The 12,146-nt window shown below is 27.6% G+C and carries 11 protein-coding genes; 3 read left to right on the top strand and 8 right to left on the bottom strand.

From position 1 onward, the window contains the following. Nucleotides 1-108: 108 nt before the first annotated feature. Nucleotides 109-1,131, bottom strand: a complete 1,023-nt coding sequence (locus I1A51_RS08555; protein ID WP_196893014.1) for an AI-2E family transporter — start codon at nt 1,129-1,131, stop codon at nt 109-111. A gap of 140 nt (nt 1,132-1,271) precedes the next feature. Between I1A51_RS08555 and I1A51_RS08560 the strand changes: the two genes are divergently transcribed. Continuing rightward, nucleotides 1,272-2,258 carry a helix-turn-helix transcriptional regulator gene (locus I1A51_RS08560; RefSeq protein WP_196893016.1) on the top strand — a complete coding sequence of 329 codons (987 nt, stop codon included), beginning with the start codon at nt 1,272-1,274 and terminating at the stop codon, nt 2,256-2,258. A 2-nt stretch (nt 2,259-2,260) separates the two neighbouring features. Here the strand turns inward: I1A51_RS08560 and I1A51_RS08565 are convergent, their stop codons facing one another. The 5 genes from I1A51_RS08565 to I1A51_RS08585 form a co-directional block, all read right to left on the bottom strand. Next, nucleotides 2,261-2,479, bottom strand: a complete 219-nt coding sequence (locus tag I1A51_RS08565) for a hypothetical protein (protein ID WP_196893018.1) — start codon at nt 2,477-2,479, stop codon at nt 2,261-2,263. Nucleotides 2,480-2,490: 11 nt separating this feature from the next. Continuing rightward, nucleotides 2,491-2,847, bottom strand: coding sequence for a phage holin family protein (locus I1A51_RS08570; RefSeq protein WP_196893020.1), 357 nt, complete (start codon nt 2,845-2,847; stop codon nt 2,491-2,493). Continuing rightward, a complete protein-coding gene (locus tag I1A51_RS08575; protein WP_196893021.1) occupies nt 2,847-3,170 on the bottom strand; it encodes a YtxH domain-containing protein in 324 nt (107 codons plus the stop codon). Before I1A51_RS08575 ends, I1A51_RS08570 begins: the two co-directional genes overlap by 1 nt. A 157-nt stretch (nt 3,171-3,327) precedes the next feature. Then, entirely contained in the window at nt 3,328-4,128 is an 801-nt protein-coding gene (locus I1A51_RS08580) for a hypothetical protein (protein ID WP_196893023.1), read from the bottom strand. Next, complete coding sequence (locus I1A51_RS08585; RefSeq protein ID WP_196893025.1) at nt 4,112-5,023, bottom strand: ATP-grasp domain-containing protein; 912 nt, start codon at nt 5,021-5,023, stop codon at nt 4,112-4,114. The genes I1A51_RS08580 and I1A51_RS08585 overlap by 17 nt, the downstream gene beginning before the upstream one ends. A 114-nt stretch (nt 5,024-5,137) precedes the next feature. On the opposite strand from I1A51_RS08585, the gene I1A51_RS08590 reads away from it, so the two are divergent. Together I1A51_RS08590 and I1A51_RS08595 are read left to right on the top strand one after the other, a co-directional pair. Next, nucleotides 5,138-5,698 carry a Crp/Fnr family transcriptional regulator gene (locus I1A51_RS08590; RefSeq protein ID WP_231373994.1) on the top strand — a complete coding sequence of 187 codons (561 nt, stop codon included), beginning with the start codon at nt 5,138-5,140 and terminating at the stop codon, nt 5,696-5,698. Nucleotides 5,699-5,899: 201 nt separating this feature from the next. Further along, nucleotides 5,900-7,231 carry a lactonase family protein gene (locus I1A51_RS08595; protein WP_196893026.1) on the top strand — a complete coding sequence of 444 codons (1,332 nt, stop codon included), beginning with the start codon at nt 5,900-5,902 and terminating at the stop codon, nt 7,229-7,231. Nucleotides 7,232-7,372: 141 nt separating this feature from the next. Here I1A51_RS08595 and I1A51_RS08600 read toward each other — a convergent pair whose 3' ends face one another. After that, nucleotides 7,373-10,000, bottom strand: a complete 2,628-nt coding sequence (locus I1A51_RS08600; protein WP_196893028.1) for a DNA gyrase/topoisomerase IV subunit A — start codon at nt 9,998-10,000, stop codon at nt 7,373-7,375. Further along, nucleotides 10,000-11,856 (bottom strand): DNA topoisomerase IV subunit B, encoded by a 1,857-nt coding sequence (locus tag I1A51_RS08605; RefSeq protein WP_196893030.1) that lies wholly within the window; start codon nt 11,854-11,856, stop codon nt 10,000-10,002. Before I1A51_RS08605 ends, I1A51_RS08600 begins: the two co-directional genes overlap by 1 nt. Nucleotides 11,857-12,146: the final 290 nt, after the last annotated feature.

Raw genomic sequence — 12,146 nt, forward strand, 5'->3', positions numbered from 1 at the left:
TTCGCAAAGATAATAAAACCTATAGTAGTTTCAAGTCTTGGAACCTGAAAATTTCAAGATATTTTTGATTCTTTTTTGGAATAATTTTTCTCTTTTTAGAAATAACTCTTAACGAATCTCATATTCTGATTTATAAATTCGAACAAACATTAAAAATAAATTAATTAAAAGCGGTCCGAAAATTAATCCAATATAACCGAAAAGTGGGAATCCTACTAAGATTCCAAGAAGTGTAACAACAGGATGAACATCTTGCATTTTTTTCAAAATTAAAAGACGCGCTAAACTATCCGATAAACCAAGAACAATCAATCCATAAAGTAAAATTCCATAAGCTTGAAAATTATATCCACTAGAGATTTTTAAAATAAAAACAGGAATAATTCCTATTAACAATCCTAAAAAAGGAATCGTAGAACCAAGCGTTACAAGAATTGCCCAAAAAAATGGATTGTGAATTTTAAAAATTAAAAAACCTACAAAAGCGACACAACCTTGCACTAAAGCGACTAAAGGAATCCCAATTGCATTTGATTTGATAATTTTCTCACTTTCTTCACTGATATAGTTAATATTTTCTTTGTTTAATGGAACATATCGAAGTAATGAATCAAAAAGTTTTTTTCCATTTAACAACATAAAATAAAGCAAAAAATACATCAAAACTATCGAAAGCACTGTATGTAAAGAACTTCCAGCAAACGTCTTCAAATGTTTGGAAAGCCATTGTGAAATAGAATCAGCATCAAATCCTGTAGAAACTTCATAGCCAAAATAATCTTCAATGAAACTGATTTGTCTTTTTATCACATTTAAAACATGATGTAATTTTTTAATAAATAAAATTGTTTTTTTCTTTAATAAAAGAATGACAAGTGAAATTGGAAATAAAATACAAACAATGGAAAAAATCAATAGCAAAGCCGCCGCAATTGGTGGTTTCCATTTTTTTGCAACCAATTTTCGCATCGGATTTTTTAGTAAAATATAAAGTGTTAGCGCTCCAAGAAAACCAGACAAATACGGAAGAATTTCCACAATGATTAATCTTCCTAATAAAAAGAGAATCAACAATGTGAATAATTGCTTTATAATACTTGGTTGAATTGTCTTAAAACTGTTTGAAGCCATTTTATTTCAAATTACATAACTATCTAACTTACAAAATATTAACTAAATTTTCCAGTAATATTTTTCATATTTAGTTTTTTTTTAAAATAATTTTATTTTTTGATTGCTTAATTTTAAAAAGAGAATAAAAATGAACTAAAATGTTTTTTTCAAATTCTTTACATATACAGCTTTCTACAAAAGATAAATCTTGTTTTTTAAAACAAATTCAAGAGAAAATTCATGGTGTAATTTCTAAAAATTTTCAAGAACAAACACTTTCTATTAACTCAGCTTTTGCAAATGGAAAGATTCAAAAAATCACTTCCAAAAATGGTTTTCACTTTTGGCTTTTTGATATTGCTTTTTTTCAAGAAACAACTTTTATTTTTCCACAACAAAATAAGAATTTTATTCATTTTTGCTCATCTGAAAGCATTGATTTTAAAGGAATTCATACTTCAAGTAAAACTTTAAGTCCTTTTCAGTTTCTTCTTTCTAAAAATGAGTTTACTTACACCTTTTCTTTAAATAAAAAAGTGCAAATTATTTTACTAGAAATTGATGAAAATAGTTTTATTCATCAGAAAATAAATTCGTTACTTTCTTTAAATTCTATTTTTGAAAAAAACTTTAGCACAACAAATATTCTTTTAGCAAATTATATACAAGAAATAGAGAAAATTACGATTTCATCTAAATTTGATATTTTAAAAATCGAAGGAATTATTTTTCAATTTTTAGCAGAAATTTTAGAACAAGTAGAAAAGGAAAATAGAAATCAAAAGGAAATTTTCTTTGTAGCTCATAAAAATCTTAAAGTGATTCAAGATTTAGCAGAAACTATTTCTATGAATATTTCGGAGAATTATACTTTAGAGCTTTTATCGAAAGAAACGAATATTTCGCAAGCAAAACTTCAGGAAGGTTTTAAGTTTTTATACAAAAGAACGGTAACTGAATTTATCAGAGATGTTCGTTTAGAGAAGTCTAAAGAATTGATTAAAAACACAGAATTATCGATTTCAGAAATTGTTTATTCAATTGGATTTAGCAGTAGAAGTTATTTTTCTAAAATCTTTAAAGAAAAATATAACATTACACCAATTGAATATAAAAAGGTAAGAGAATCTTCAGATTTTGATTAATATTATTTATTCCACTTTTTAAAAATATATCTTTCAATCAAAAGTAAAAGTCCATATTTTTTCATTTGTGCAAAAACATCTATAATCCATTTATACGATTTAAATTCATGAACAAATTCGTTATTAATCAACTTAATTTGCTCTTTAGAAATTTCACTTTTTAATTTCCATCTTCTTAAATCTTCTTCTATTTCTTCAAAGGAATTATATTTTTTTCTCATCATTTTAAATTTTAAATAGATTCATCAAAATAATCCTCTGAAAAGCTTTGAATTACTTTTCTATCAATATTTTTTCTCAATAAATAAATCAAAAAACCAATCAAAAGGAAAAGAACGGCAACTAAAACACAAGCTAATGCGAAGCTTCCGATGACATCTCCTATCCAAACTACCAATGCAACAGATAAAAAAACCAATGCAAAAAATGATAATCCAAGTAAAATGATCAGCTTAATCCCAAAAGTAAATGACTTTGTGAGATGATAGAAAATTTTCAACTTAAAATATTCTGTTGAATTATTTACATAATCATTTCCAAGGTCAATTACTTTTGAAGACAATTTATCTAATGAGTTCAAGATATTCATTATACAGTCTTTTTATTTCTTTTTCTTAATTCTTCCAGCTTTTTCTCTAAAGCAGTAATCGCATCGTTTGTTCCAATAGAAGATTCTGTAATAATTTCTTCAATTTTACTTCCTAAAGTTCCATTTTTATGAAACACTTTTTCTTCGATTGTTTCTTTTAAATGAGAAACCTTATTCAAAATATCATCTTTTGAATGGTTTACTTCATCCTTAATCATTTGTCTAGTTTTAGATCCTTTCTCTGGGGCGAATAGAATTCCTAAAGTTGCACCAATTGCTCCACCGACTAAAACACCTAAGATTGTATTTCCAGTATTGCTCATTTTTAAAGTTTTAGATTATACGAATTATTGAAATTTAAATTTCTTAATTAAAAAATGAATTCTTTAACTCATATGATACAATCATTAACTATAATCATTTAAAAATTGTAATGTTTTCTTAATACCGGTTGAACTTTGTTAATTTTTCATAACAAGCTTATTTCAAACTAATTTGATTCACAATTTCTTCAATTACGAAAGAATCTGCAATTGAAAATAAAAGCATTTCTGTAAAATATAATTTTTCTGCTTGCGCTGATTTCCAAAGCTTTTTACTGATTTCCTTTACTAATTCACTTAATTTTTTATAAGCAATATTTTGAGGAATAAATAAAGATTTATCTCTATTTAAAATAAATCGTTTATCAATTTCCGAGACAGAATTTACTTGATAATTTTCTTTATGTTTTAAACGAATCAAAACTCGCATATCAAAAGCTGACATTTTAGAATTTCTTCCCTCTGGAATTGGAAAATAAATTTCTCCTGCATCTTGTGAAAGTAAAATCCAATTCAAAGAATACGCAACTCGTGAATCATAAATTAAATATTTCTCTGGAAACATAAATGCACAAACTTTGGAATAACTTGCAACTCTTTTAAAAGGCGTTTTTTCATTCTCTATAACATCTTTTATTGTTTGAATTGTATCTTCTTGTTTTGCTGCTCTAACCCCTCCCCAATCACGAACAATCCACATACTCAATTTTACAAAAGCTGAAAAGTCATTTTCATAAAAATCCAATAATTTTGGTTGCACAATCGATTTTAATTGAATCTCTTTATCATATGGTTTTAAATCATTTAACTCTAAAGCTTTTTCTTTTGAAATAATTCCTAAATTGCTTAATTTTTCTAACGATTTTAAACTTACAGACCATTGATAAAAATCTTCTAAGTTTTCTGCATATTTCTGTAAATGATTGACAATTTTATCAATATCAAATTTGAATTCCATCTTGTATTTTTTTGATGTTTTTATAGAAGTTTACTTTGTCTAAATTATCTGGAAAACCTGACACTTGACCATCACCAATTTCCATAATAATCCATTCTCCATTTTCTTTTTGTGCAATATCCATTGAAAAAAAATTACTTTCAATTCGATTTGCAATTTCTATAAAAGAACTGAAATCAAGATTTTCTTCTCCATAAATTCCTTCATCCCAATATTTCGCAATTTGAACTATTTGATTTTTATAAAAAAACACACGAAATTCTTTTGTCAAAGGCATGTTACTTTTGGAATGATTTTTCAAAAACTTTAAATGTTCAAATTTTCGAAAAACTAATCCTTCATTAAGATAATTTCCACGTAATTCGATAAATTTTGATACAATCTGTCTAACATTTTCTTTATCCGAAAAATTCGGAATAAAGCAAGCTTCTTTCCAAGCATGTTTTTCAGATTTCACAAAATCTTTTATAATTACAGCTTCATTTTCAAAGACTTTTAATCTTTCAAAAATAGTTTCAAAATCTTTAAATTCTTCCTTAGAAAACCAAATCGAAAAAGGTGATTTTTCTTTAATTAATTCGAAGGATTCTGGTAAATAATGTGCATGCTTATATTCTTTAGGCGAATTAATTAACTGAATATTTTTCTCCAATAATCTATTGTATAATTTCTCATATTGATTTGGTGTCAACATCCAACCTCTAAACATTCCAATTTCTTTTTCTTCTAAAGTTGGAATAAATCTTAAAGCGTTTTTTAAATGATTATCTGTTAATTCTTCATGACTAATTAAATACGTTTGAAAACCATATTTCTTAGCAATTTGTTGTTCTTTTTCATAATCTGGTTCGATTATTTTTCTATCGAAAACACTGTCGCAAAATAGTAAAACCATCGTTTTTAAATGTTTATTCTTTTCTATAAATTAATTCTTGCAATTTATCTTTTATTTTTCATTCTGTTCTTATTTTTCTCCTGATTAAAATTGTACTTTTATCTAATGAAATCAATGAAAGAATTATTATTATCTGCTGGAATTCCACCAGAAAAAGAAAAAGAAATTTTCGGAACTATTCGAAAAATTAAGGTCAAAAAAGGAACTTTATTACAGATAAAAGGCGATGAAAAAAATTTGAGTTATTTTGTTTGTTTTGGGCTTTTACGCAGTTATACAATTGATTCTAAAGGAAAAGAACATGTTTTTCTTTTTGCTCCTGAAGGTTGGATTCTTGGTGATTTTGAATCGTACACTTTTGATACTCCATCACAGTTATTTATCGATGCTTTGGAAGATTCTGTAATTGAAATTGTTGATTTTAAAAAACAAGATCTTGTGGAGGATATGCCAAGAGAAGCTTTATTAAAACAAACGAAATTATTAACTCGAAGAGCTGGAGTTTTACAACATCGATTATTAATGTTAATGAGCGCAACTGCACTTGAACGTTATCAAGAATTTTTAAAAACATATCCAAATATTTCACAAAGAGTTCCTCAAAAATTAATTGCATCTTATTTAGGAATTACACCAGAAGCATTGAGTAAAATCAGAAGAAATATGGTGAAATAATTTTCTTACAAAAAGAAATAATTACTCAGATTTAAATAAAATATCTAAAATTAAATATGCAAATCCTAGTTTTAAAAGCCAGGATTTTTTTATTTAAAATTCTGAAAAACAATTAAATTAAAACTTAAATAAAAAACATTTAACTATTTAATATTCAGAAAGAAAAGATTAAATTTAATAGAACTAAAAAGTAAATCTATCATGAATAAAAAGTTTGTTTTTTTCGTTGTAAGCATTTTATTTTTAATCTCTTGTAAAAATGATGATAATGGTGAAAATATAGATCCTATCAAAGAAGCAACCGGATTTCTTTATACTTCTACAAATGCAAATGGTGAAAATGCTGTTTTAGGTTTTAAACAATTTGCTGACGGAACGATTCAAGAATTAGAAAATTCTCCTTTTAACACACAAGATTTGGGAGCAACAGAACAAGGCGATTTTGATGCGCAATTTTCTATCCGAATCATAGATGATTTACTTTTAGTTGTAAATGCAGGAAAAAACCCAGAAAATGGTTCTATTTCAGTTTTTAAAATCGACAAACCAACTGGAAATTTATCTTTAATTGATCAAACGCCAAATGACAATACTACTGTAAATATTGATAGTAAAGGAATTCGTCCTGTAACCATAGCTATTTCAGAGCAAAATGAAAAAATTTGGGTTTTAGTTGGGAATCAGCATTCTTCTTTTGGTTATCAAGGAGAAAATGAAATACCAGAAGGAGAATTTATCAATTCTGATAAAAGAAATATTGTTCTTTTTACTTTAGATAAAAATACAGGAATTTTAAACTTTGAAAGTATTTTAGATGCTTATTATGATGCAAATATTGGTGGAATTTCAAGTGTTGATTTTCATCCAAATGGAAATCGATTTTCGGTAACAACTTTAGGAATTTACCATTTCGATGTTCCTTTTCCTAATCCAAATATCATCAAACCAAGCTATGTTTATTTTTATGATTTTAATAATGGAACAGCAACACAAACTTTTTCTTTTTCTAAAATTGGAATTGGAGGAACTACAGCTGCAATTTGGTCACCAAACGGAACTCGATCTTATGTTGCAAGTTTTAATTTAGTTGAAGAATTGATTGATTATGATGTTTATAGTTTAAATACTTCAACTTATGAAATTGCGGAACATTTTAAAGCAGGAACAGGATTTGAACCAGGAACTTGTTGGTCAAATATTAGTTTAGACAAAAAAACTTTCTTTGCTGTAAATTTGGGCGAAAATGCTATTATTTCTTATAATATTGGAGAAAATGATGCGATTTCAGAAATTGAAAATGGAAGAGTTGAAGCTAAAAATTTAGGAACAGATGAATTAAAAGATATCATCAATTTAGGAAATTATGTTTATGTAATTTCTGCAATTGACGATCATAAAATTTCCATGTTTTATTTAAGTTCCAATGGAGTTTTAACTGAACTTTCAAAATCTCCTTATCAAATTCCTAGTTCTATTGGCAAAACAAGTTCTGATGAAATTTATCTTGGTTTAGCTGGATATGAGATTAATTAGATTTTATTCTTCTTTTCTTAATTTTTCAACAAATTGAGAATTTTGTTTCTTGCAGTTTTTTATTTTCCCATAAACTCTTTTTCACAAAAAAAGGCAATCTATAAAAAATTGCCTTTCTATTATATTTTTTAATTGAAAAATTTAAAACATTTCAATTTGTCCATCTTCATCTGATTTTAAATCTTCCGAAGTCGGATTTTCTGAAATTTCAGTAGTTTCAACTTCACCATCAATTGGTTCTTCATCCACAACTTCAATTTCATCTACAACTGGCTCTTCATAAGGTAACGGTTCAAGCGTATTAACTGTTCTTATCTTTTCCTTTGTATAAAGATTCCCGATTGCTTTAACTCCTTTTATCGCGATAAAACTTTCAAAATCTAAAACCTGATTTTCTAATGAACGTTTTGAAAATATAACTTCAACTTGTGGACGATAATCTGTTAAAACAGCTAAAAGTTGCGACTTCGGATGCTCAGTAATAATCAATTCTTCTTTTACATTAATATCCACCAAGAAACGTTTCACATAGTATCTTTCACGCTCTCCATCATAGTATAAAACAGAAATTGGCTTAATCGGATTTACTTTCTCCAACACTTCAATATTATTATCAAAATGAAGTGAAAGTTCTGGAGTCACAGCTTTTAAATAACCTTTTGAATCAATAATTAAAATTCGATCTTCCGCTCTAAATTCTCCTAAAAGTTCTCCTCTTTCATCAACATTTAATCGTTTTACAGAATCATCAAACCAAATTTTTCTAGGTTTTAATGTAGAAATTCCAGCAGATTTTAATTCAATTTTCTTCACTGCATTTTTCGTTACTACATTTCCTTTAGAACTTCTTCCTTTAATTAATAATTCTGAAAAATCAATGTCCCAACGAAGTTTTTTCAATCCTTTTATCGCTCTTAAATAAATCGAAACAACCTCAGCTTCTCCATTTGGATTTGCTGAAAAATAAAGAACAGATGAACCTTTTGTTCCAACTGTTAAATCGTAAATTTTATCACGAGTTACTCCAGTTACATAAAAACGTTTCATGTAAGAAGTTCCACCACGACCATCACGATAAATCATATTATAAATCGTTCTTTTATCGTTTTTCTTAAAGATTGCAGCATGAATTATATCTTTTCCGATAAATGTTTTTTCAGCAACTTTTGTGATTGTCATCGTACCATCTTTTCGGAAACAAATCACATCATCAATATCTGAACAATCTCCAATAAAAGTATCTTTCTTTAAAGAAGTTCCAACAAAACCTTCCTCAAAATTTGCATAAAGTTTCGAGTTACGAATCACAACTTTTGTTGCTACAATATCATCAAAAAGCTGAATTTCTGTTTTACGCTCTTTTTCTTTACCATATTTTGCTTTTAAATCTTTAAAATAAGCGATTGCAAAATCAATTAGATTATCTAAATTGAATTTTACTTTCTCTATTTTTTCTTCTAAAGATTCAATAAATTGTTTTGCTTTATCGATATCAAACTTTGAAATTTTCTTAATTCGAATTTCCGTAAGTTTTACAATATCTTCTTCTTTTACTTCTCTTTTTAAATGTTTTATATGTGGTTTTAAACCTTTATCAATTGCTTTAATCACACCTTCCCAAGTAGCAACCTCTTCAATATCACGATAAATTCTATTTTCAATAAAAATTCGTTCTAAAGAAGCAAAATGCCATTGTTCATTTAATTCATCTAATTCAATTTTCAACTCTTTTTTCAGTAAATCCACTGTTTTAGTTGTAGAAATTTTCAATAATTCAGAAACTCCAATAAACGAAGGACGATTGTTATCTTCAATTACACAACAAAGAGGCGAAATCGAATTTTCACAATTTGTAAAAGCGTATAGAGCATCAATCGTTTTATCAGGAGAAATTCCGTTTGCCAAATGAATTACAATCTCTACATTTTCGGCAGTATTATCTTCAATTCTCTTGATTTTAATCTTACCTTTTTCATTGGCTTTTAAAATCGAATCAATCAAACTAGAAGTAGTTGTTCCAAAAGGAATTTCTGTAATCAATAATTGATTTTTAGTCGGATTTGTGATTTTAGCTCTAACACGAATCTTTCCTCCTCTTTTTCCATCATTATATTGTGAAACATCCATTGCTCCACCAGTGATAAAATCAGGATAAATCTTAAAACTTCTTCCTTTTAAATATTGAATAGAAGCATCGATTAATTCATTGAAATTATGAGGCATAATTTTTGTCGAAAGTCCAACAGCAATTCCTTCTGCTCCTTGTGCTAAAAGCATTGGAAATTTCACAGGAAGATTAATTGGTTCTTTCTTTCTACCATCATAAGAAGCTTGCCAATTCGTTGTTTTTGGATTAAATACAACATCTAAAGCAAATTTGGATAAACGTGCTTCAATATAACGAGAAGCAGCAGCTCTGTCTCCTGTCAAGACATTTCCCCAGTTTCCTTGCATATCAATCAACAATTCTTTTTGTCCAATTTGCACCATTGCATCAGCAATGGAAGCATCACCATGAGGATGATATTGCATCGTGTGTCCTACAATGTTTGCAACTTTATTATAACGTCCATCATCCAAATCTTTCATCGCTTGCATGATACGACGTTGAACAGGTTTAAAACCATCATCAATTGCTGGAACAGCTCTTTCTAAAATTACATAGGATGCATAATCCAAAAACCATTCTTTATACATTCCTGTAACCTTAGTAATGGTTTCTTGACTTTCTGCATTATTTTGGTTTTCAAATTCGTTTAAATCTTGCATTATAATTCTTCTACTAAATCTAGTTCAACTTTTAAATTTTCAATAATAAATTTCTGTCTATCTGGAGTATTTTTCCCCATATAAAATTTTAATAATTGATCAATAGACATTTCTTTATCAAGCATTACAGGATCCAAACGAATGTTATCTCCAATGAAATGTTTAAATTCATCAGGCGAAATCTCACCTAGTCCTTTAAATCGTGTAATTTCTGGTTTTCCTTTTAATTTTTGAATCGCATTTTGTTTTTCTTCTTCCGAATAACAATAAATTGTTTCTTTTTTATTTCGAACTCTAAAAAGCGGCGTTTCTAAAATATATAAATGACCTTCTTTAATTAATTCAGGGAAAAATTGTAAGAAAAATGTGATTAATAACAAACGAATATGCATTCCATCCACATCGGCATCGGTTGCAATTACAATGTTATTATAACGCAATGTTTCTAATCCTTCTTCAATATTTAAAGCTGCTTGCAACAAATTAAATTCTTCATTTTCATAAACAATTTTCTTTGTCATTCCATAACTGTTCAAAGGTTTTCCCTTTAAACTGAAAACAGCTTGTGTATTTACATCACGAGATTTCGTAATCGATCCACTTGCAGAATCTCCCTCGGTAATAAAAAGAGTACTTTCTAAATTTCTTTCTTTCTTAATATCTGTCAGATGAACTCTACAATCACGAAGTTTTTTGTTGTGCAAACTTGCTTTTTTCGCTCTATCTTTAGCTAATTTTCGAATTCCAGAAAGTTCTTTTCTTTCTCTTTCTGCTTGTAGAATTTTCTTTTGAATTAGCTCAGCAGTTTCGTTATTTCTATGTAAATAATTATCTAATTTATTTTTTACAAAATCATTGATATACGTACGAACTGTTGGTAAATCATCTCCCATTTCCGTAGAACCTAGTTTTGTTTTTGTTTGACTTTCAAAAACTGGCTCCATTACTTTGATACTGATTGCAGCTACAATAGATTTACGAATATCTGATGCATCATAATTTTTCTTATAATATTCACGAAGTGTTTTTACAATTGCTTCTCGAAAAGCTGCTTGATGTGTTCCACCTTGTGTTGTATGTTGTCCATTTACAAACGAATGATATTCTTCACTATATTGTTCTTTACTATGCGTAATTGCAATTTCAATATCATTTCCTTTTAGATGAATAATAGGATATAATTTTGCATTTTCAGAAATATTTTCTTCCAATAAATCTTTCAATCCATTTTCAGAAACAAATTTTTCTCCATTAAAAATGATTGTTAAACCTGGATTTAAATACACATAGTTTTTAATCATTTTCACCACATATTCTTGTCGATACTTAAAATTGACAAAAATACTTGTATCAGGAGTAAAAGAAATTTTAGTTCCTTTTCTAATTGTTGTTTTTTCAATTGGAAAATCTTCCGTCAATTCTCCTTTTGAAAATTCTGCAACTTTCGTTTCTCCATCTCTCACTGCTTGCACTCTAAAGTATGTAGAAAGCGCATTTACAGCTTTTGTTCCTACTCCATTTAATCCTACAGATTTTTTAAACGCTTTTGTATCGTATTTTCCACCTGTATTCATTTTTGAAACTACATCTATAGTTTTTCCAAGAGGAATTCCACGACCATAATCTCTAACTGTAACAAGACTTTCTTTTACACTGATCTCAATTGTTTTTCCAGCACCCATTACAAATTCATCAATGGAATTATCTATTACTTCTTTTAAAAGTATATAAATTCCATCATCAGGAGAAGAACCATCTCCTAGCTTTCCGATGTACATTCCCGGACGCATTCGAATGTGTTCTTTCCAATCTAGAGAACGTATATTATCCTCAGTATAATTTGTTTCTTTAGTCATACTTATTCGGCATTTAGTGAAGGATTGCAAAGATATTATTTATACTATAAATCTCCTATAATGAATATAGTAAAATATCACTTATTATCCCAACTTTTCATTTGTTGTTTATTTAAGATTTTTAATGCTAATTTTTCTACAAATTTAAGAAAAAACGATGAATTCTCATAAGTTTTAACACCGAAAAACCTAGTAAAACTCACTAAAAATGAAAATTTTAGTTTTATTCTCAGAAAGATTTTTTCAACGACATATTTTGTCTATCTAAATTTATAATTTGCGAAATTATT

Origin of the sequence: Aureivirga marina (assembly GCF_015767265.1) — a bacterium.
Taxonomy (GTDB): Bacteria; Bacteroidota; Bacteroidia; order Flavobacteriales; family Flavobacteriaceae; genus Aureivirga; species Aureivirga marina.